This is a genomic window from Bacillus sp. AF23 (assembly GCF_020861455.1).
GTDB lineage: Bacteria > Bacillota > Bacilli > Bacillales > Bacillaceae > Bacillus > Bacillus halotolerans.
Genome location: NZ_JAJHVY010000037.1, coordinates 98,495 through 119,509, shown reverse-complemented (window position 1 = coordinate 119,509; position 21,015 = coordinate 98,495). Strand labels below are relative to the sequence as shown.

Here is a 21,015-nt window from a genome sequence, read left to right as displayed (position 1 = left end):
AAATAAGAGGAGGTATGGATATGAATGTTCCGATTTGGACGGAAGAGCATGTAAGGGCTGCGCTCCCTGAAAGAGATGCAGCGAGCCATAAAGGTACGTACGGTACGGCTTTGCTGCTGGCGGGAAGCGACGACATGCCGGGCGCTGCGCTTTTAGCCGGGCTTGGAGCCATGCGGAGCGGTCTCGGCAAGCTTGTCATCGGCACGTCTGAAAGCGTGATCCCGCTGATCGTTCCGGTTCTGCCGGAGGCCACGTATTGGCGGGACGGCTGGGAAAAAGCGGCGGGCTCTCGCCTTGAAGAGACATACCGGGCAATTGCGATCGGTTCGGGGCTTCCGCAAACAGAGAGGGTGCAGCAGGCCGTTGATCATGTTCTTGAGAAGGATTGTCCTGTTATTTTGGATGCCGGGGCGCTGACAAAGCGCACGTATCCGAAACGGAAGGCGCCCGTCATCCTTACGCCGCATCCAGGTGAGTTTTCCCGAATGACAGGGGTTCCGGTGAAAGACTTACAAAATAAAAGAGCAGAATATGCCAAGGAGTGGGCGGTTCAGCTGCAAACGGTGATCGTGTTAAAAGGAAATCAAACCATCATCGCGTTTCCCGATGGCGACTGCTGGAGCAATCCGACCGGAAACGGGGCACTCGCCAAAGGCGGAACCGGCGACACACTGACGGGAATGATATTGGGCATGCTTTGCTGCCACAAAGACCCGAAACATGCCGTATTAAATGCCGTATACTTGCACGGTGCATGCGCCGAGCTTTGGACTGACGAACACTCTGCCCATACGCTGCTCGCCCACGAGCTCTCTGACATGTTGCCTCGTGTGTGGAAACGATTTGAATGAAAAAAGCTGTCTTCATAGGGAAGACAGCTTTTCTTGATAGCCCGCTCGTTTTTTCAGGCGAGGTTTCATGAGTACATAATATAGAACAGAAGGCACGGCCAAGCCGATAATCCATGCGATATCCCCGCCGCCAAACATTTTTGCCAATGGCCCGATGTAAAAGGATGTATTGATAAACGGAATTTCTAACAAGATGGACAGAATGAAAGCAATCGTTGTGATCCAATTGACTCTTCCATACGGCCCGTTGACATCAAACATCGCTTTGACCTCATAGCTCCCGTGGCGGACGAAGTAGTAATCCACTAAATTGATCGCCGTCCATGGAATTAAGAAATAACTGATAAAAAAGATAAAATTCAAAAACAGCTCCATAAAATTACTTTGCCCGAGAAGGCTTAGGACTGTTCCGACGACGGTGACGCCAAGGATCATGATGATTCTGATTTTCGGTGTGACTTTTAATTTCAGAAACGGCTCAAGCGTAGTCGTCGTGGACATAAAAGCTCCATACAAGTTAAAGACATTAATCGCCATCTGGCCAAATAAAACAATGATCAGCATAATGAACGAGAAGGGGCCGAACAATTGCACAATCTGGGTCCCTGAGTTTGTCGTAAAATCAGGAAGTGCCGTGGTCAGCAGCGCGCCGAGCAGCATCATCCAGATGGAGCTGACAGATGTTCCTGCATAGCTGTACCAAAACGTTTGGGACGCCGGTGTTTTAATTGGCAGATATCTGGAATAATCGGCGACATAAGGCGCATAGGCAAGCTGCCAAGTTGCTACGGCGCTGACTGCCACCAAGAAAACGGGCAAGTCGACCGTCCCGGGCATCCAGCTGCCTGCCGGAATCGGTAATTGGAAAATGAGTATCGTTGCAGCAAAAAATACGGCAAAAGAAGTCCAAGAAAGGATTTTTTGCATTTTGTGAATCAAATCATGACCGAAAATGGTGAGTAAAAAACATGCGGCGCTTAAGCCTATAATGCTCCATGATCCCGGGATGGGAACAAAGCTGCTTAAGGTCCCGGCCGCCAGAATTGTACTGCTTGCGAAGAAACCAAGGTAGATAAACATGACTAAGAAGAGGGGAAGAATCGCTCCGATTACGCCGAATTGGGCACGGCTTTGAATCATTTGCGGGATGCCGAGCTGGGGTCCTTGCGCGGAATGAGAAGCCATAAATATGGCACCGATTAAGGTTCCGCAAATAATAGCGGCAACACTCCAAAACAGATTAAGTCCCATTGCAACGGGAAGAGTACCGGTCACTAACGTGGTGATATGCATATTGGCCCCGAACCATACGGGAAATAAATCTTTTGCTTTACCATGTCTTTCTTCATTCGGAATATATTCAATCGTTCGCCTTTCTACTTTCAATGCATCGTCCTCCATATATAATGAAATTTTGAAATAGACATAAAAACATAGCTTAACAGACTGTAATTCGCTTTACAAATTTAGATGTTCACGAAAACCAATGAGAAGCCAGTGAAGTCAATAGATCAAAAGAATTATAAAAAAAGTTGAACGCTCTGGAATCCGGTGTCGTCTCATAAGGCAAGATAACAAAAAAAGGGGGGATCGCGGCCGTTGGATACAAATGAAGAACAGCAATTGATTCAGCAGGCGAAAGAGGGAAGCGACGAGGCGTTTACAGCCCTATTTCAGCATTATTATTCTTTTCTATACAAATACTTGTTAAAGCTTTCCCTTCACCCTGACATCAGCGAGGATCTAGTTCAGGAAACCTTTCTGAAAGGGTACGTCCATCTGGGGAGTTTTCAAGGGCGATCCAAATTCTCCACTTGGCTGATCTCTATCGCGTCAAGACTCTACCTTGATCACCAGAAAAAGAGGAAGAGAGAATGGAAACGAAATCAGGCTGTTACAGAGGAAACGATACGCAAGATCAAATGGGATGTGTCAATGAAAGGCTCTGAGTGGAGCGAGACGCTTGATCTCTTTTCTCAGCTTGACCCGAAGCTGCGCACGCCCGTTTTATTAAGGCACTATTACGGCTATACCTATGCTGATATCGGGATGATGCTGCATATCAAAGAAGGCACGGTAAAGTCCAGAGTCCATAAAGGGCTCCAGCAAATCAGAAAGGAGTGGACTGATGAATAAAGAAAAGCGATCTGTTCATTTAAAATCGGAATTGCAGAAAATTGACCAATGCGCCAACCCGATTATACCGAGTCAAAAAGAATTGCTTGATCAGCTGTTACAAATGAAAGCCGAACGAAGAAAAAGCGTGCTGAAAGAAGTTATCTTATTTGTGTTCTGTGCACTGATGGTGGTAAGCGCGGCGATTCTGGCATTTACTCAAGTTCCCGCTGCTTTTGTCGTGCTTCAGGTCTGTGCGCTGGCAGTCCTGCCGATTTTGATTGCGGCTGAGAAAAAACGATACCTTGGCGAACGTGAGGTGAAGCGCTGATGTCCCAAACAGATTTGACGATTTTTGTGTTTGCTTATCTGATTGTATTGGCACAGGGAATCTTTTTATTCATTGATGCGAAAAAACGGGATCGTCTGGCATGGGTGTGGGGAATTGTCGGACTGATTCAAGCGCCGATGCCTCTGATTTGCTATTACTTTTTTGTGATAAGGCCTGACCGAAAAAATAGGAGGATCAGCTAATGAATATTTCTTGGGAAATGATTGTACCGCTGATTGTGCTACAGGCCGTGCTGGCAGTGTTTGCCCTGATCAGCTGTGTGAAAGAAGAGCGGACAAACGGGCCGAAATGGATGTGGGCAGCAGTGATTATATGCATCAATATTATTGGGCCGATTTTATTTTTTACCGTCGGCAGAAAGCAAAGGTGAGCGAGCATGCTATCTATTGAGTCATTATGCAAATCATATCGGCATCATCAAGCAGTACGGAATGTCAGCTTTCAAGTCAAGGAGAACGAGTGTGTCGCTCTATTAGGACCGAATGGGGCTGGTAAAACCACAACGCTTCAAATGCTGTCCGGACTGCTGTCACCCACCTCCGGGACGGTCAAGCTGTACGGGGAGAAAAAGGCAGATCGCAGTATGATCGGCTACCTTCCGCAGTACCCGGCTTTTTATTCATGGATGACGGCAAATGAATTTTTAACCTTTGCCGGGAGACTGTCTGGCCTTTCAAAGAAAAAATGCCAAGAGAAAATAGGCGAAATGCTGGCGTTTGTCGGTTTGCAGGACGCGGCAAACAAAAGAATCGGCGGTTATTCTGGCGGCATGAAACAAAGGCTCGGTCTGGCTCAGGCTCTGCTTCATAAACCGAAGCTTTTGATTTTGGATGAACCGGTTTCTGCCCTGGACCCTTCAGGGCGTATCGAGGTGCTGGATATGATGCGGGAGCTGAAAAAACATATGGCTGTTCTGTTTTCTACTCATGTTTTGCACGATGCGGAGCAGGTGTGTGATCAAGTCGTAATCATGAAAAGCGGCGAGATTTCATGGAAAGGCGCTTTACAGCAGCTCAAAGAACAGCATCAAACGAATGTTTTCACTCTTACTGTGAAAGAGAAACTGAAGGGCTGGCTTGAAGAGAAGCCTTATATATCCGATGTTGTCTATATGAATCCGTCTCAAGCTGTTTTTGAGCTAAGCGATACAGGCTCTGGCAGGATATTGCTGAGTGATTGTATCCAAATGGGATTGACAGTCACCCGTTTTGAACAGAAAACGGAGTCTCTCGAAGACGTCTATCTTAAGGTGGTGCACGCATGAATGTCATGATGACGCTATTACAAAAGGAATGGCTGGAAGGCTGGAGAAGCGGAAAGCTGATCTGGCTGCCCATTGCGATGATGATCGTGGGGCTGACGCAGCCGCTGACCATTTATTATATGCCGGAAATCATTGCGCATGGGGGGAATCTTCCAGACGGTATGAAAATCAGTTTTACCATGCCTTCCGGATCTGAGGTGATGGTGAGCACGCTTTCCCAATTCAACACGCTTGGCATGGCGCTGATCATTTTCAGTGTCATGGGCAGTGTGGCGAATGAAAGAAATCAAGGTGTAACGGCTCTGATTATGTCGCGGCCTGTGACGGCAGCCCAGTATATATTGAACAAATGGATCACCCAAAGCATGATCGGGATCGCGTCGTTTGCAGCTGGGTACGGACTTGCTTATTATTACGTCCGGATATTGTTTGAGCACGCATCGTTCAGCCGCTTTGCAGCAAGCCTCGGCCTCTACTCTCTTTGGATGATGTTTATTGTTACTGCAGGGCTTGCCGGCAGCACGATGTTTCGGTCTCTCGGAGCAGCCGCGGCAGCCGGAATTGGGCTGACTGCTGCCGTTTCCTTTGCTGTCTCGCTTTTTCCTGAAGGTGCGAAATGGCTGCCGGCTGAGCTTTGCAAGCAGGCGGAGCATATTCTGCTTCATGGAGAGCGGGCGGACTTTTTCGGATGGTCGCTCACATTCTCCATTCTGTGCATCATGCTTCTGGCCGTTTTTTCTGTGTGGCGCTTCCGGCGGTATGAAAGCTATTAACTGATCAGTTTCCGCTTTGTGGCCAGCATCATCATCATAGCGGCCAATGCCATCAATCCGGCTCCATAAAATACCTCGGCCAAACCGAAAACCTGTGCGATTTTTCCGGCGAGAAGGGGGCCGGTAAAGATGCCCAGCGCATAAAACGATTGATAAAATCCCATGGCTGACATTTTTAAACGCGCTGAGCTGATATCGACGACCCGGCTTAACAATAGGGGAAACACAAAGCCAAGCGCCAGACCGATGAAAGCATGGGTCATGCAAACCGTGAGCAATGAAGCTGAAAAAGGAACGAACATCAAACAGACTCCAATGACAGCAAAACAGATCAGCAAGGTGACATAGGCGATTCTTCCGGTAAAACGCAAAAACAAAAAGCTCAGGGTAGCCGCTGCATGAGGGAGAAAAAAGGCGCTCATCACCCAAAGCAGTTCGATGTCTCCCATTCCGAGCTGATTCGTGTAAAGCGGCGTAAAACCAAACACCGTCATAAATAGCACGGCATGTGCAGTCATAGATAGAATCGTGAAAAGCTTCAGCTTCGGCAGCCGCAATGTGTCTTTGATGTATTGCGGCATACGGACCGTCTTGTGATGAGCGGGAAAAGTAGACGGATCTTTCATAAAGCAGCATATCACAAGGCCGATGCCCGAAGCAGCCAGTGCCATCCAAAACGGAACCTGCCTGCCTAAATGCGCTGCTGCAAGCCCGCAGAACACAATGCTGACAAACTGAGGCATGACGGTAAAAAACTGCATGATGCCCATTGCTTTTGAGGCACTGCCATCTTTGAAATAATGAGCGTATAGAATCGTCGCCATCACCCACATGGATGCTGTAATCCCCGCGAGAAGCCGGGCGGTCAGGACGAAGAAAAAAGAATCAAACGCAAGAAAAAGCACGCTGCTGAGAATGGAACATCCAAAGCCAGCGATTAACAATGGCTTGCGCAGAGAAAAAAGAATTTCTGACAGAAGCCCAAGCGGGAACCGCAGCAGGATTTGGGTCACCCCATAGCTTCCGAGAATCATGCCGATCGCTCCGTATGAAAAGTGCAGATCCTCCAAATACAGGCTGAAAACAGGAACGTAAATATAGCCCGAAAACCAAAAACAAAATACCATGCATAAGAAAACGGCGTGATCTAAAGCGCCGATTGTTTTCTGCTGAGGAATCAGCGGCTGCTGTATTTCCATGCTCTCATCACCTCTTTTCTTCCAGTACAACACAATGAGTGAAAACGTTTCAATAGGGAAATAAAAAACAGGACTTCAAAAAGTCCTGTTCTTGGTGTTAATACGGATCAGACGGATGGCTTTCCTGTTCAGCCTGCTCGGCGGCTTGAGCCGTTTCTGTCGTGCCGATCGGTCCGTTGCTGTTATTTTCTGAAGCCTTTTTCAGCCCTTCCGCAACGCGTTTTCCGTAGTCCGGATCGGCTTTTGTGAAATTCTCAATCATTTGCTCCTGAATTTCTTTTCTGCAGGTTGAAAGCGTATTGACCAGATTTGTGATGAGTTCAGTACGTTCAAACTCAGTAAATCTCCGGTACGTTTCACCGGCTTGTCCGAAATTGTTCGTTCTGTCGATCGCTTCCCGCTTCAGGTTACCTTCGACATGCGGGGTGTGGTCTTTACCATTTTGCTTCGCTTCCTTCAGCCCCCCCATAATTGACGGTTCATAGTTGACATGCGGATTTTGACCTTCGCCGATATCCACGCGGTATTGCATTTGCCCCCCTTGCTGGTTGGTCGCGACGTGCTTTTTCGGTGAGTTGATTGGCAGCTGCAGGTAGTTTGCGCCAACTCTGTACCGCTGCGTATCGGAATAGGAAAACGTCCGTCCTTGAAGCAATTTGTCATCAGAAAAATCAAGCCCGTCGACAAGGACTCCTGTACCGAATGAAGCCTGTTCTACTTCAGAATGGTAATTCTCAGGGTTTTTGTTTAACACTAATTTGCCGATCGGCTTCCACGGGAAGTCCTCTTTATACCACAGCTTAGTCGGATCAAGCGGATCAAAGTCGAGCTCCGGATGCTCGTCATCACTCATGATTTGGGCATACACCTCCCACTCCGGATAATCGCCGTTTTCAATCGCTTCATACAAATCCTGTGTCGCGTGGTTGAAGTTTTTCCCCTGAATCTCTTCTGCTTCCTTCTGTGTCAGGTTGCGGATGCCCTGTTTCGGTTCAAAATGGTATTTCACAAGAACGGCCTTGCCTTCCTCATTCACCCATTTGTAGGCATGAACGCCTGAACCCTGCATCTGCCGGTAGTTGGCGGGAATGCCCCAAGGCGAAAACAAGAATGTGATCATATGTGTCGCTTCAGGAGATTGAGAAATGAAGTCGAAAATACGTTCACCATCTTGGATATTGGTCACCGGATCAGGCTGAAACGCGTGTACAAGATCCGGGAATTTCAGCGGATCGCGAATAAAAAAGATTTTCAGGTTGTTCCCGACCAAATCCCAGTTTCCGTCTTCGGTATAAAGCTTAACGGCAAAGCCGCGCGGGTCCCGTAAGGTTTCAGGTGAATGTTTTCCGTGATTCACCGTGGAAAAACGGACAAATGCCGGCGTTTTCTTTCCTTTTTCCTGGAAAAGCTTCGCTCGTGTGTACTTCGAAATCGGCTCGTTTCCAAAACTGCCATAGGCTTCGAAATACCCATGTGCGCCTGCACCCCTGGCATGCACAACACGTTCGGGGATGCGTTCCCTGTCAAAGTGGCTGATTTTTTCGAGAAAATCGTAATTTTCCAGCGTTGTCGGCCCTCTGTTCCCGACCGTCCTCACATTCTGGTTGTCGGTGACGGGATGCCCCTGTCTGTTCGTCAAGGTATCCTCTGACTCGTTTTTCCCGGATGTCTTATGAGAAAGCGCATCCTCACTGCCTTCGACATTTGTGCCGTGATACTCTTTTTGATGATCATCTTTCATTGGTTGAGCCTCCTTTTTGAACGGTAACAATATGCCCTTAATGGAAGAATTTTAAAACTGAAGTTTTTTTTTAGCTGCTTCGGGAATGGTACAATTACCAAAACGAAAAAAGGAGAGTACGACATTCGTGACCAGAAAAAAAAATCCGCTGCCCATCGAGTTCTATCAAAAAACGGCCCTAGAACTGGCTCCTTCTCTTCTCGGCTGTCTTTTGGTAAAGGAAACGGATGAAGGGACAGCTTCAGGTTTTATTGTGGAAACAGAGGCCTATATGGGAGCCGGGGACAGAGCAGCCCACAGCTTTAACAACCGCCGGACGAAGCGGACTGAGATTATGTTTGCTGAAGCTGGCCGTGTGTATACGTATGTGATGCACACCCATACATTGCTGAACGTCGTTGCCGCAGAAGAGGATGTTCCGCAAGCGGTATTAATCAGGGCGATTGAGCCTCATGAAGGCCAGCTGTTAATGGAGGAAAGAAGGCCTGGCCGGCGTCCGAGAGAATGGACAAATGGTCCCGGAAAGTTAACGAAAGCGCTTGGCGTCACGATGAATGACTACGGACGCTGGATCACGGAACAGCCGCTTTACATTGAAAGCGGGTACACATCGGAAGCCATGTCAACCGGCCCGCGCATCGGCATCGACAACAGCGGAGAGGCGCGCGATTATCCGTGGCGTTTCTGGGTGACGGGAAACAGGTACGTGTCGCGTTAGTATGTTTACACAAAGGGGAATCAGGGGAATGATTGAGAAAAAAGAAGGGAGAATCGGAGCTTTGAAAAAAATGATCAAAACCGTTATCAAATGGGCGCCGGTCATTTACCCGGTTGTTCGAAAAATCATGAAGGACCGCAAGGCGTCTAAACAAAAGAACATGTCCGCATCCCGAACAGCCGGCTGATCCCGGCTGTTTTTTTATGGGTCTGTTTTCCTCCTGTCCTCCCGATGTTCATTGACTTGCATTTCTCCCCATTATAGAATTTATATACATTTCGCTTTCCCTTCACCACATCCTTTCTGCCTACTTATGTTATTCCTGCATCTATCTTGATAGGAGGTTTTTCTCATGCTGCATGGGCGACTTCGTGAAATTCTGCGCTTATTGATGGCGGCTGAAGTTCCGGTGACAAGCTCGGTATTTGCCGCACATTTACATGTGACGACGCGGACGGTCCGCAATGATATAAAGGAACTCCAAGATGTGATAAGCGGCCATGGCGCCTTGGTTCAATCGGTAAGAGGCTCGGGATACAAGCTGCGCATTCATGACGAGCAGACCTTTAGAACGCTGCTGCAAGACGCGTTTCAGCAGAAAAAGGGGCTGCCGGTATTTCCCGAGGAGAGGATTACATATCTCATGAAACGGCTGCTGCTGGCGGAGCATTATCTCAAGCTGGATGAGCTGGCCGAAGAACTTTTTATCTCAAAATCTACACTCCAAACCGATTTAAAGGAAGTGAAGAAACGACTGCTTCCTTACCGCATTGTCATGGAAACACGCCCGAATTACGGCTTCAAGCTGCGCGGAGACGAGGTGCAGATGAGGTACTGTATGGCGGAGTATATTGTTGATGAAAGAGAAACAGAGATTGATGTTCTGAATGAAAAGGCTGATATTTTGCCAAAGGAAGAAGTCGAGATCATCCATTCTGTGATTATGAGAAAGATTAAAAATGACCGGATTCCTCTGTCTAACCTTGGATTGAATAACCTCATCATTCATATCGCCATCGCCTGTAAGCGGATCAGAACGGAACACTATGTTTCTCTTTTCCCGGAAGATATGGATCACATTTTGCATCAAAAAGAATACCAGGCTGCTGAAGCCATTGTGAAAGAACTGGAATCAGCCCTTAGCGTCACGTTTCCGGAAAATGAAACGGCTTATATCGCCATGCATCTTCTCGGCACGAAACGAATGACACAGCCGCAGTGCGGAGAAGTCGAATTTTCAATCGATGAAGAAACAGATCGGCTGACTGCCGCCATGATCGAAGCGGTCGACCGAGAATTAAAGCTCGGCATCCTGCATGATCAAGAGCTGAAAATTGGCTTAGCACTGCATGTAAAACCCGCTGTCACCCGCAACCGGTATGGCATGAATCTGAGAAATCCAATGCTGGCAGCGATCAAAGAAAATTATCCTCTCGCCTTTGAGGCCGGAATCATCGCCGGAATCGTCATAAGAGAAAAAACGGGCATCGATATTCATGAAAATGAAGTCGGTTATTTAGCGCTGCACTTCGGCGCCGCAATTGAACGGAAGAAAACAGAAAGCCCGCCGAAGCGCTGCATCATCGTTTGTGCATCAGGTGCGGGAAGCGCCCAGCTTCTGAGGGAAAAACTTCGCTCCCACTTCGGCAAACGGATCGATATTCTCGGCACGGCTGAATATTACAGTCTTGACCAGTTGTCTTATGAATCGATTGATTTTGTCGTCAGCACCATTCCGATCAAAAAAGAACTCCCTGTGCCTGTACTGAAGGTAAACACCATCTTAGGCGGAACCGATTTTACAAAAATAGAATCCATTCTCAATGATGAGCAAGAAAAAGCTGTCAGCTATCTCAAAAAGGATCTCGTTTTTTTCCAGAAGGATCTGCGTTCGAAAGAAGAAGTGATTCAATTTTTAGGTCAGAAAGCAGTGGACGGCGGCTATGCGAATAAGGAGCTCATAGATTCTGTATTTGATAGAGAAGAGATGTCGCCAACGTGCTTCGGCAACCTCGTGGCCATTCCGCACCCGCTCGTCCCGCAGACGCAAACGACATTTTGGGCCGTCTGTACGCTCAAAAAGCCGATAGACTGGGAGAATAAACGGGTTCAATTTGTTTGCCTGCTTTGTGTCGAAAAGGAAAACAAAGCGGATTTGCAAAGCATGTATAAACTGCTCGGCAGCATTTTGGATGATCCGGCAGCGGTAAGCCAGCTGTTAAAAAGCCGCACGTACCAAGAACTCTCCGATGTGTTTGACAAAAAACGATAAACTGACAGCCTGGATATACCTTTTTTCCGTTTCCTGCGGAAAAACCTTGAGTGTTTATGAAAGCGATTTCATAATATGATGTTATCAACAGCAGGACATACAAATTCTATCAAACTCTTAGGGGGTCTATTACATGAATATATTACTCGTTTGTGCAGCAGGCATGTCAACAAGCTTACTCGTCAGCAAGATGGAAAAAAGTGCGCAGGAACAAGGGAAAGACTATACCATTTGGGCAGTATCAGGTGATTCTGTACAAAATCATATCGATAAAGCGGATGTATTGCTCCTCGGCCCGCAAGTCCGTTACCTGCTTCCTCAGCTGAAAAAACTAGGAGAATCAAAGGGTGTTCCGGTAGACGTCATTAACACAGTCCATTATGGGACGTGCAACGGAGCGGAAGTGCTGAAATCGGCTGAACAGCTTGGAAACGCGTCATAGAGAGGGGCGGGCTATGTGAATAAAGTCAATCAGTTGTTAGAAGAGAAGGTCATGCCTATAGCGGGAAGAATTGCGGGGCAGCGTCATTTGCAGGCGCTCCGTGACGGTATCATTTTAACAATGCCGCTTATTATCATCGGCTCCTTTTTCCTCATCATCGGCAACCTCCCAATTCCCGGATATGCCGATTTTATGGCAAAAACGTTCGGCAGCGCCTGGTCTGAGAAACTCGCTTACCCGGTTGACGCCACCTTTGAAATTATGGGGCTTGTCGCCGCATTCGGCATCGCCTACAGGCTGGCGGAGAAATATGGGGTCGATGCCTTGTCAGCCGGTGCCATCTCCCTTGCGGCTTTCCTCTTAGCGACACCGTATCAAGTGCCGTTTACGCCGGATGGCTCGACGAAAGAGATGATGGTCAGCGGCGGTATTCCGCTTTCGCTGATGGGAAGTAAAGGCCTGTTTGTCGCCATGATTATCGCGATGGTGTCAACAGAGATTTACCGTCTCATTATCCAGCGCAATATGGTTTTTAAAATGCCGGATGGTGTTCCGCCGGCGGTCAGCAAGTCATTTGTCGCTTTAATCCCCGGCTTTGCCGTCATCTTCCTGATTTGGGCAGCACGACTGATTGTTGAAGCGACACCGTTTGAAAGCCTTCATAATATTGTAAGCGTTTTACTGGGGACGCCGCTCTCCATTCTTGGCGGAAGCCTCGGGGGCAGCCTTATCGCAGAAGCCGTCAAAATGCTTTTATGGGCCTGCGGTCTTCATGGCGCTAACATTGTCGGCGGCGTCATGGCACCGATTTGGTACGGCGCCATGGATGTCAACCGGATCGCGTTCCAAGCCGGTGAGGAGCTGCCTAAGATTTTCACCCAGCAATTTTTCGATATCTGGGTCAATATCGGCGGAAGCGGTGCCACTCTTGCACTGGTTGTCACGATGTTCCTTCGCGCCCGAAGCAAACAAATGAAGCAGCTCGGAAAGCTTGCGGTCGGCCCGGCGGTCTTCAATATTAACGAACCGATCATTTTTGGAATGCCGATCGTCATGAACCCGATGCTCTTGATTCCGTTTATCGTCACGCCGCTTATCACACTGACACTCACATACATCGGAATGAGCACCGGACTTGTCGCCAAACCTGCGGGTATCGCAGTCCCGTGGACCATGCCGCCGATCTTTTCAGGCTACTTAGCGACAGGAGGCAAAATATCAGGCGCGGTCATGCAAGCCATTAATATCGCCGTTTCCTTTGTTGTCTACTACCCGTTCTTCAGAATGTGGGATAAACAGAAGCTGAAGGAAGAAAACGAATTAGAACTCGTTCAAACGCCTGCTGTTTCAGACGACAAAGAGGCGGCTTTGTAAAGAAAGGAGTGAGTGGTGTGAATGAGAAAATGGAGCAAATTATTTTTCAAATCATTCTTCACGGAGGAAACGGAAGGAGCTCCGCGATGGAAGCGATCGCCGCCGCGAAAAACGGCGACAGCGAAGAGGCGCGGAGTAAGCTTCAAGAAGCTGCGGATGAAATATCAAAAGCCCATCATTATCAGACAGAGCTGATCCAAAGTGAAGCGGGCGGAGAAAAAACAGAAATGACACTGCTGATGGTCCACGCACAGGATCATTTAATGAATGCCATGACAGTCAAGGATTTGGCGGCTGAATTCATTGAGCTATATGAAAAAATCACCGTGCAAGGGGGAGCAAGCATATGACAAAAGGATTGAAAATTGTAACGATTGGCGGAGGTTCAAGCTATACACCGGAGCTTGTGGAAGGTTTAATCAAACGGTACAAAGAGCTGCCTGTACGTGAATTATGGCTCGTTGATATTCCTGAAGGCGAGGAAAAATTGAACATTGTCGGCACGCTCGCCAAGCGGATGGTTGAAAAAGCCGGTGTCCCAATCGACATTCACCTCACTTTGGACAGGAGGGAAGCGCTGAAAGATGCAGACTTTGTGACGACTCAATTCCGGGTCGGACTGCTGCAGGCGAGAGCCAAGGATGAGCGCATTCCATTAAAATATGGCGTCATCGGCCAGGAAACAAACGGCCCGGGAGGACTCTTTAAAGGATTGCGCACCATTCCGGTCATCCTAGAGATTGCGAAGGACATCGAGGAGCTTTGTCCGAACGCATGGCTCGTCAATTTCACAAATCCGGCAGGTATGGTGACGGAGGCCTTGCTTCGCTACTCCAACCTGAAGAAAGTCGTCGGTCTCTGCAATGTCCCGATCGGCATCAAAATGGGCGTAGCGAAAGCGCTCGATGTAGATGTCGACCGGGTAGAGGTTCAATTTGCCGGATTGAATCATATGGTGTTCGGAATGGACGTCTTCTTAGACGGTGCCAGCGTGAAGGATAAAGTCATTGAAGCGATGGGTGACCCGAAAAACGCAATGACAATGAAAAACATCTCCGGCGCTGAGTGGGAGCCAGAATTTTTAAAAGCACTCGATATGATCCCTTGCGGCTACCACCGCTACTATTTCAAAACAAAAGAAATGTTCGAGTACGAGCTTGAAGCATCACAAACGGAAGGCACCCGTGCTGAAGTGGTGCAAAAGGTAGAGCAAGAGCTGTTCGAGCTTTATAAAGATCCAAATTTGGCGATCAAGCCGCCGCAGCTTGAAAAACGCGGAGGGGCTTACTACAGCGATGCAGCGTGCAACCTCATCAGCTCCATTTACAATGATAAACACGACATTCAGCCGGTGAACACGGTCAATAACGGTGCGATTGCAAGCATTCCAGATGATTCCGCTGTTGAAGTAAACTGCGTGATGACGAAAAATGGCCCTAAGCCAATCGCCGTAGGCGATCTGCCAGTATCTGTCCGCGGTCTCGTCCAGCAAATCAAATCATTTGAGCGTGTCGCGGCGGAAGCGGCTGTCACAGGCGACTACCAAACAGCGCTGCTTGCCATGACGATTAACCCTCTCGTACCATCCGACACAGTGGCCAAACAGATCTTAGACGAAATGCTGGAGGCGCACAAAGCACATCTGCCGCAGTTCTTTAACAAAATTGAAGCATAAAAAAAACGGCCCGTTTTGGGCCGGTTTTTTGTTTATTTGCTTTCAGTGAGCGTTGCGACTTCAGTCGTCCATCCAAATTCATCAGGAACTGTACCCTTTTGAATGCCTGTGATCGTGTCATACAGCTTTTTAGAGATTTCTCCCGTTTCACCGTTGTTGATCATCAGTGTTTCGTCATTCCAGATCAGTTCGCCGACAGGAGAAATAACAGCCGCTGTACCCGTTCCGAAGGCTTCTTCAAGAACGCCGTCTTTATGGGCTTGGATGACTTCATCAACGGCAATTCTTCGTTCTGATACCGGAAGCCCCCAATGCTTAAGCAAAGTAATGACGGAATTGCGCGTGATGCCTTCCAGAATGCTGCCGTTCAGCATCGGTGTCACAATTTCACCGTTGATTTTAAAGAAGATGTTCATGCTGCCGACTTCTTCGATGTATTTTTTCTCAATGCCGTCCAGCCAGAGAACCTGAGAAAATCCTTTCTCTTCTGCTACCTGCTGTGCTTTTAAGCTTGAAGCGTAGTTTCCTGCGGTTTTCGCATCTCCCGTTCCGCCTCTTACCGCACGGACAAATTCACTTTCCACAGCAATTTTGACAGGCTTAATGCCTTCTTTGTAATATGAGCCGACCGGAGAAAGGATGATAAAGAGCTTATACGTATGAGATGCCGCGACACCAAGGAAAGGTTCGGTTGCGATAATGAATGGACGGATGTAAAGGGACGTGCCCTCCGCATTTGGAATCCAGTCTTTATCAATAGCGATCAGCTGTTTTAAACCCTCAAGAACCTGTTCTTCATCAATTTGCGGAATACAGATGCGGTCATTTGATTTATTCAGGCGCTCCATATTTTTTTCCGGTCTGAAAAGCAGAACATGGTCATCCTCTGTGACGTAAGCCTTTAAGCCTTCAAACACCGTTTGGCCATAGTGATAGACCATTGCGGCCGGGTCCATTGAAACGGCTTGATAAGGAATGATTCTCGGATCGTACCAGCCTTTATCAGATGCGTAGTCCATTACAAACATGTGGTCTGTAAACACTCTTCCGAAAGAAAGCTGATTTGGATCTGGTTTCGGTTTTTTGGCTGATGTTAATTCAACTCGAATCGTTTGTTTAGTCATGGTCAATCTCCCTGTTGTTAAATTGTTTATATTATCAAACTTATTTGAAAATATTTTATATTCTATTGTATACCTTCACCAAATAATCGCAATAGGTTTGCTCAAATTTGTAAAAAATTTATAAGAAAAAGCAGGAGAAATTAATTCTCCTGCGCATTCATTTGTTCAAATACTCTGTCGTAATCGGCACGGACCGCATTCCGCAAACCTTCGACACGTTCATTTGTAATCTCTTGTTTGCCTTCTTTTAAGCCGTCTAAGAAATATTGGACATATTCTTCAGGTGTCATGCCGCGGTACGCCAGACCTTGCTTATCACGTGATTTTTGATTTAATCCCGTGTCAACCATAGGCGGCGCCATCTCGATCACTTCAACGCTTGTATCGCGAAGCTGGTGTCTGAGCGTGAGTGAGAAGGAGTGGAGCGCCGCTTTTGTTGCACAGTACACCGGATAAACAGCTAACGGGTTAAACGCGAGCCCGGATGTTACCTGAACAATTGCCGCTTCCGGCTGATTCATCAAGTGAGGCGTAAAAAGAGCTGATAAATGGACAGGCGCTTGAAAATTCAGCTCAATTTCATCCCCGTCCACAAAGAGCTCCTCAGTCCCTTTTTTAAAGTCGATTTCTTTTTGAATGCCCGCATTGTTAACGAGAACGTTCAGCTTTGGAAATTCCTTCTGGGCCCATTCAAACAATGCCTCACGCTCCGTGCGGTCTGCGACATCGCATTGTTTTGTATGGAGGGCTGGGAGCTGTTTTTTCGCTTCAGCAAGACGCGTTTCGCTGCGTCCGCAAATGATCACTTCATTCCCGAGCTCAAGCAGCCGTTTTGCCAGTTCAAGCCCGATGCCTGCTGAACCGCCTGTGATCAAAACCGTATTGTCTGTTATCTTCATTGATGTAACACCTCTTATCAAGCTGGCTGTGATTCCTTTACTATTTCAAATCTTAGCAGGAAATATGCAGCCGCGTCCTAATAGCTGCTCACGATGAAGTAACCTTTCCGGTTTTATAGAATTCATCAATTGCCTTATCCACATATACCCAGCCTTTCCAGCCGATGTGGATGGTATCTTTCATAAAATAAGGGTCATATTCATGACCTGAAAAATCAGCGACTTGGAAGCCCTTCGCTTTAATCTGTTTATTGACCTTTTCATAATAGTCAGTGCGCCCTTTTTTCGGGAAGCCTGTGTAGTCATACCATTTTCCGTTAACAGGGATGGTGACAAACATAGGCTCTGCGCCCGCGTCTTTCAGGATATTAAGCATCAGCTCAAAATCGCCGTATTCCGGTGACTTCGCATACGATCTGCCTTTGTTTTTTCCTTTCAGCTTAGGCACTTTCGGCTTCAGCTTTTTATAAACAGGATTGTCGATGTGAAAATCGTTAGACCCGGAGTGGCGTTTGCCTGATTCATCGGCCAGCTTATTTAATTCAGACCATGACTTATCCTTCACGGATTGTGAGATATAACGCTTTGGTCCCGTGGTTTCCGTCGTTGAATAATAAAGGTCTTTCTTTTCTAGCATCTTGTAATATACTTTTGCCGCCGGCTTCAGCGCGTTCACTTTCCATGTCTGGCCATTCACTATCGCCTTATAAAGCTCGGAAAGTACAGCATCGTTTTGAACAGCTTTGAAGCGCAGCATACGCTTCATCATTTTCTTTTTGACGTCAGGGTCGATCTGCTCGTTAAAAGCCAAATCCAGCCCTTGAAGCGCGGAATAGTTCGGCGCAAAATGCTGTTCATCAGACCCGCGCTTAATAAACCACTGCGGAGAAACGATGAAAACCATTTTTTTGCCCTTCAGCTGATCCATATGGGCAGCGAAGTTTAAGGAATGTATCAATGACTGGGACCCGCCTTTGCCGACAAGGTAAGGCGTAAATCCCTCATTGTTTACTTTGAAATAATTGGATGGGTGGAACTCGTCCAGCCGGGAAAGCTCAGAAGACCCGTAAATCGGAAGATATGTCGGATCTTTGAGCATTTGATTTTGTAAATATAGCCCTTGAAACATACTCGGATTCAAGGCTGTTGCTGATTCTTTCACCCGCTTATCGGTGATGAAGCCTGTCAGCCATGAAGATGGAACTGCGATGGCGCCTGCGAATAGAATAAACGCCAAAATAATTGGACCGAAAAAACGCTTTTTCATTATTTCAACTCAGACAGCTGGTTTACAATGTGATTAGGCGTATTCCATACATCCCGGTCGAATTCAGTGATCGGCACCAGAATATCAAAACGGTTTTCAATCGCAAGCAGCAATTCTACTGTTCCAAAAGAATCAAGCAAACCTTCTTCAAAAATGTCAATATCAGGGTTTTCCTTTACGATGTCATCCTGGCAAACCTCTGCTAAAACGTCTAATACCTCTTGTTTAAAATCCATAGTTTTCTAATCTCCTTTAATGATGGTGATGAAATAGCTTTCCTGAGAAAATATAAAACCCAAAGCAAACAAAATGGAACGTGATCACAATAGCGAGAATCGTTGTCCAGCGGTTGGACGGGAGCCATTTATATTTCTTATTCCACTTCTCGAAAAAGTTGTAACACGTCATCAGGACGGCGTGATAGAGGCCGTAGATGATATATTGCGGCGCAAGGCCGTGCCAAACCCCCATCAGCATAAACAGCAGGAAATACCCGATGTTTGAGACGGCCATACGGTTTTTGATCCACTTTTTCTTTGTCATCCAAAATACAAATCTCATAAATACATAGTCTCTGAACCAAAATGACAGAGACATATGCCAGCGGTTCCAGAAATCTTTAATATTTTTGCTGATAAACGGTTTATTAAAGTTTTCCGGCGATTTAATCCCCATAATATAGCTGACCCCGACGGCAAACATCGTGTAGCCGGCAAAATCAAAGAATAAATACATGCTGTAGCCGTACATATATAGCAGATTCCCGAGAATCTTATTGTGCGTGATCGCCGGAAGGTTCATGATGAAATACGTATTGATCGCATAGCCGATAATGAACTTGTAAAGGAATCCAATGAAAATCTTGTGAATCCCCGTATACAGCAGATCGGCATATTCCTCTTTTGTCCATGCCTTCTGCTCATCCTTGACGAATCTGCGGTACCTGTCAATCGGACCGGAAGAAATCGTCGGGAAAAACAGGATGAAATACAGCAGACGGTGAAGCGGAAGCTGTTCCTTCAGCAGCCCGTCTCTCGCTTCCATAATCAGCTGAACGCCTTTAAAGGTTAAATACGAAATCCCTAAAAAGCTGATCAGGTTATGAGGCGTATGATGCGGCTGCGGATGAGAAAGAAACGGCCATATTTTTGACAAGAATAAAGGCAGAATAGACGCGATAACAGCCGAGCAAAAGACAAAGCCGCTGTTCGCTTTCTGCCGGTACGCCAGGTAGCCGCTGATCAGGAGCACCTGCCATATGGTAAACAGACACAGGGCGATGACGCCGTGTAAGTCGTGCGAGAAAATCAGAGCCAATATAAGAATGGATATAAACATGTTGTATGCCTGAAATCTTTTTCCGTTCAAGCCGAGAATGATGGTCGGCAGAAGAAGAATGCCAAGCAATATAAAGAATAAAAACGAGCTGTAAGGCGTCATACAAGAACCTCTTCGCGGATGCGTTTCCGGTCAATTTTGCCGTTAGCCGTCATTTGAATGTGATCCTGATAAATGAACTTTCTCGGAATCATATAAGCCGGCAGGAAAGCGGCAAGCTCTTTTTTAATCGCACTCGTCAGGTGGAACTCCTTCTGGAATTCGTGCTCCTCAGGCACAATTGCAGCTATCAGATATTCGACAGTTCCGTTTGGCTGATACGGAATCACAACAGCTGAGCGCACGTACTGAGACTGTCTCACATGAAACTCAATTTCCTCCAGCTCCATTCGGTACCCGTGAAGTTTAATCTGGAAATCCAAGCGGCCTTGGCAGAAAATCTGACCATCTTGTATATAACCAGCATCCCCAGTTCGGTATGCCCATTGGCCTTCATAAGAGAAGAACGCTTTATCTGTCAGCTCAGGCTCACCGAGATAGCCGCGGCTTACACTCGGGCCTGCAATGACGATTTCGCCTTTTTCTCCATCCGGGAGCTGGTTCCCCTGTTCATCCATAATCAAAATGTTCATATCCGGTTTGGCGAAGCCGACTGGCAGAGATTCGTGCCGGCTGATGATGTCACTTGTAATTTCAACGGACGTAACAGCGACTGTCGCCTCAGTCGGACCGTACGTATTAAAGATTCTCGCTTTCGGGAAACGCTCAAGCAGCGCTTCGGCTACAGAAACCGGGAGAACCTCACCGCAAAACATAAATGTGTCCGCCTCAGGAAGCAGATCTTGTGAAAATCCAGGATCCATCAGGCACATTTGCACAAAGGATGGCGTCGATGTCCATATATTCAGCCCGGACTTTTTGAGCTCTTCGAATAAGATCTTCGGCTTATTCACGGCGTCCTTTGTCACGCAGTGTAAAGTACCGCCTGACTGAAGGCACGGATAAAGATCCATGACGGATAAATCAAATGAAAACGGCGCTTGATTTAAAAACGTTTTGCCTCCGTTGATCGGGAAGTCCGCGCAAATCCAGTCTGTGAAGCTTTGAAGGTTTGCGGCAGAAATCTGCACGCCTTTCGGATTGCCCGTGCTTCCGGAAGTGTAAATGATATAAAACGTTTCGTGTCCCGCCACCCATTGATCACGGCTGACAGTGCCTTCGTTTTCCAGCAGTTCTTCCGCTGAAACTGTCTGAATCAGCCCGCTGTCAATATCAACAGGAAGACCAGATACGTGAATCAGCAATTCGGCGCCCGAGCTTTCAATGATTTTCGCAATCCGCTCGGACGGAATGGACAAGTCAACCGGGATATAAGGATGTCCCGCCTTGACGCTTCCTAAAAAGGAGACAATCATGTGCGGTTCCATATGTCCGTACACCAGAACAGGAGAACCCTTTTCTCCAGAAACGCGTTTTTTGATCGCGGCAGCCGCACGGTCAGACAGCGCCCAAAGTTCCTGATATGTGAGCGACTGGCCTTGAGAGCGGAAGGCTTCGGTTTGCGGATAATTTTCCGCATGTGTTTGAATAGCATCTAAAAGTTTCATTGTT

23 protein-coding genes are annotated in these 21,015 nt (G+C 47.3%); 14 read left to right on the top strand and 9 right to left on the bottom strand.

What is annotated here, in order from left to right:
• The first annotated feature begins 20 nt into the window (after positions 1-20).
• The gene (locus LNN34_RS19935; RefSeq protein WP_229044318.1) at positions 21-851 is read left to right on the top strand and encodes an NAD(P)H-hydrate dehydratase; all 831 of its coding nucleotides are present in this window, start codon (positions 21-23) and stop codon (positions 849-851) included.
• A gap of 12 nt (positions 852-863) precedes the next feature.
• On the opposite strand, the gene LNN34_RS19930 is transcribed toward LNN34_RS19935, so the two are convergent.
• The gene (locus tag LNN34_RS19930; RefSeq protein ID WP_024123348.1) at positions 864-2,237 is read right to left on the bottom strand and encodes a purine-cytosine permease family protein; all 1,374 of its coding nucleotides are present in this window, start codon (positions 2,235-2,237) and stop codon (positions 864-866) included.
• A gap of 213 nt (positions 2,238-2,450) precedes the next feature.
• Here LNN34_RS19930 and sigY point away from each other — a divergent pair, with 213 nt between their 5' ends.
• The 6 genes from sigY to LNN34_RS19900 are packed head-to-tail and all read left to right on the top strand — an operon-like array spanning position 2,451 to position 5,355.
• A complete protein-coding gene (sigY, locus tag LNN34_RS19925) occupies positions 2,451-2,987 on the top strand; it encodes an RNA polymerase sigma factor SigY (protein WP_044160005.1) in 537 nt (178 codons plus the stop codon).
• On the top strand, positions 2,980-3,297 hold the full coding sequence (locus tag LNN34_RS19920; RefSeq protein WP_229044315.1) for a YxlC family protein: 318 nt from the start codon (positions 2,980-2,982) through the stop codon (positions 3,295-3,297). The genes sigY and LNN34_RS19920 overlap by 8 nt, the downstream gene beginning before the upstream one ends.
• Positions 3,297-3,500 (top strand): sigma Y negative regulator YxlD, encoded by a 204-nt coding sequence (gene yxlD / locus LNN34_RS19915; RefSeq protein WP_059292240.1) that lies wholly within the window; start codon positions 3,297-3,299, stop codon positions 3,498-3,500. Before LNN34_RS19920 ends, yxlD begins: the two co-directional genes overlap by 1 nt.
• On the top strand, positions 3,500-3,688 hold the full coding sequence (gene yxlE, locus LNN34_RS19910) for a sigma Y negative regulator YxlE (protein ID WP_024123344.1): 189 nt from the start codon (positions 3,500-3,502) through the stop codon (positions 3,686-3,688). The genes yxlD and yxlE overlap by 1 nt, the downstream gene beginning before the upstream one ends.
• 6 nt (positions 3,689-3,694) lie before the next feature.
• Positions 3,695-4,582 (top strand): ABC transporter ATP-binding protein, encoded by an 888-nt coding sequence (locus LNN34_RS19905; RefSeq protein WP_229044312.1) that lies wholly within the window; start codon positions 3,695-3,697, stop codon positions 4,580-4,582.
• Positions 4,579-5,355: an ABC transporter permease gene (locus tag LNN34_RS19900; protein ID WP_059292241.1), complete on the top strand. Its 777-nt coding sequence runs from the start codon at positions 4,579-4,581 to the stop codon at positions 5,353-5,355. The genes LNN34_RS19905 and LNN34_RS19900 overlap by 4 nt, the downstream gene beginning before the upstream one ends.
• Here LNN34_RS19900 and LNN34_RS19895 read toward each other — a convergent pair.
• Both LNN34_RS19895 and katX read right to left on the bottom strand, forming a co-directional pair.
• Positions 5,352-6,554, bottom strand: coding sequence for an MFS transporter (locus LNN34_RS19895; RefSeq protein ID WP_229044309.1), 1,203 nt, complete (start codon positions 6,552-6,554; stop codon positions 5,352-5,354). The two genes, LNN34_RS19900 and LNN34_RS19895, sit on opposite strands and share 4 nt — an antisense overlap.
• A 97-nt stretch (positions 6,555-6,651) precedes the next feature.
• A complete protein-coding gene (gene katX, locus LNN34_RS19890; protein ID WP_059292243.1) occupies positions 6,652-8,295 on the bottom strand; it encodes a catalase KatX in 1,644 nt (547 codons plus the stop codon).
• 127 nt (positions 8,296-8,422) lie between these two features.
• On the opposite strand from katX, the gene LNN34_RS19885 reads away from it, so the two are divergent.
• The 7 genes from LNN34_RS19885 to licH all read left to right on the top strand — a co-directional run bounded on the left by LNN34_RS19885 (position 8,423) and on the right by licH (position 14,776).
• Positions 8,423-9,013, top strand: a complete 591-nt coding sequence (locus LNN34_RS19885; RefSeq protein ID WP_229044308.1) for a DNA-3-methyladenine glycosylase — start codon at positions 8,423-8,425, stop codon at positions 9,011-9,013.
• Positions 9,014-9,041: 28 nt separating this feature from the next.
• The gene (locus tag LNN34_RS19880) at positions 9,042-9,200 is read left to right on the top strand and encodes a hypothetical protein (RefSeq protein ID WP_063623095.1); all 159 of its coding nucleotides are present in this window, start codon (positions 9,042-9,044) and stop codon (positions 9,198-9,200) included.
• 165 nt (positions 9,201-9,365) lie between these two features.
• Complete coding sequence (licR, locus tag LNN34_RS19875) at positions 9,366-11,285, top strand: transcriptional regulator LicR (protein WP_069486736.1); 1,920 nt, start codon at positions 9,366-9,368, stop codon at positions 11,283-11,285.
• Between the two features lie 133 nt (positions 11,286-11,418).
• Positions 11,419-11,727 carry a PTS lichenan transporter subunit IIB gene (gene licB / locus LNN34_RS19870; RefSeq protein WP_010332396.1) on the top strand — a complete coding sequence of 103 codons (309 nt, stop codon included), beginning with the start codon at positions 11,419-11,421 and terminating at the stop codon, positions 11,725-11,727.
• 15 nt (positions 11,728-11,742) lie between these two features.
• Positions 11,743-13,101 carry a PTS lichenan transporter subunit IIC gene (licC, locus tag LNN34_RS19865; RefSeq protein WP_059353307.1) on the top strand — a complete coding sequence of 453 codons (1,359 nt, stop codon included), beginning with the start codon at positions 11,743-11,745 and terminating at the stop codon, positions 13,099-13,101.
• A gap of 17 nt (positions 13,102-13,118) precedes the next feature.
• The gene (gene licA / locus LNN34_RS19860) at positions 13,119-13,451 is read left to right on the top strand and encodes a PTS lichenan transporter subunit IIA (protein ID WP_044159987.1); all 333 of its coding nucleotides are present in this window, start codon (positions 13,119-13,121) and stop codon (positions 13,449-13,451) included.
• Positions 13,448-14,776: a 6-phospho-beta-glucosidase LicH gene (gene licH, locus LNN34_RS19855; RefSeq protein ID WP_217827401.1), complete on the top strand. Its 1,329-nt coding sequence runs from the start codon at positions 13,448-13,450 to the stop codon at positions 14,774-14,776. The genes licA and licH overlap by 4 nt, the downstream gene beginning before the upstream one ends.
• Before the next feature lie 32 nt (positions 14,777-14,808).
• On the opposite strand, the gene LNN34_RS19850 is transcribed toward licH, so the two are convergent.
• From LNN34_RS19850 to dltA, 6 genes are all read right to left on the bottom strand, one after another.
• Positions 14,809-15,900, bottom strand: a complete 1,092-nt coding sequence (locus LNN34_RS19850) for a branched-chain amino acid aminotransferase (RefSeq protein WP_059335213.1) — start codon at positions 15,898-15,900, stop codon at positions 14,809-14,811.
• 140 nt (positions 15,901-16,040) lie between these two features.
• The gene (locus LNN34_RS19845; RefSeq protein WP_044159981.1) at positions 16,041-16,799 is read right to left on the bottom strand and encodes an SDR family oxidoreductase; all 759 of its coding nucleotides are present in this window, start codon (positions 16,797-16,799) and stop codon (positions 16,041-16,043) included.
• 88 nt (positions 16,800-16,887) lie between these two features.
• Entirely contained in the window at positions 16,888-18,066 is a 1,179-nt protein-coding gene (dltD, locus tag LNN34_RS19840) for a D-alanyl-lipoteichoic acid biosynthesis protein DltD (RefSeq protein ID WP_069486739.1), read from the bottom strand.
• Positions 18,066-18,302: a D-alanine--poly(phosphoribitol) ligase subunit DltC gene (gene dltC, locus LNN34_RS19835; protein ID WP_044159978.1), complete on the bottom strand. Its 237-nt coding sequence runs from the start codon at positions 18,300-18,302 to the stop codon at positions 18,066-18,068. The genes dltD and dltC overlap by 1 nt, the downstream gene beginning before the upstream one ends.
• Before the next feature lie 16 nt (positions 18,303-18,318).
• On the bottom strand, positions 18,319-19,506 hold the full coding sequence (gene dltB / locus LNN34_RS19830; protein WP_024123328.1) for a D-alanyl-lipoteichoic acid biosynthesis protein DltB: 1,188 nt from the start codon (positions 19,504-19,506) through the stop codon (positions 18,319-18,321).
• Positions 19,503-21,011, bottom strand: coding sequence for a D-alanine--poly(phosphoribitol) ligase subunit DltA (dltA, locus tag LNN34_RS19825; RefSeq protein ID WP_069486740.1), 1,509 nt, complete (start codon positions 21,009-21,011; stop codon positions 19,503-19,505). The genes dltB and dltA overlap by 4 nt, the downstream gene beginning before the upstream one ends.
• Positions 21,012-21,015: the final 4 nt, after the last annotated feature.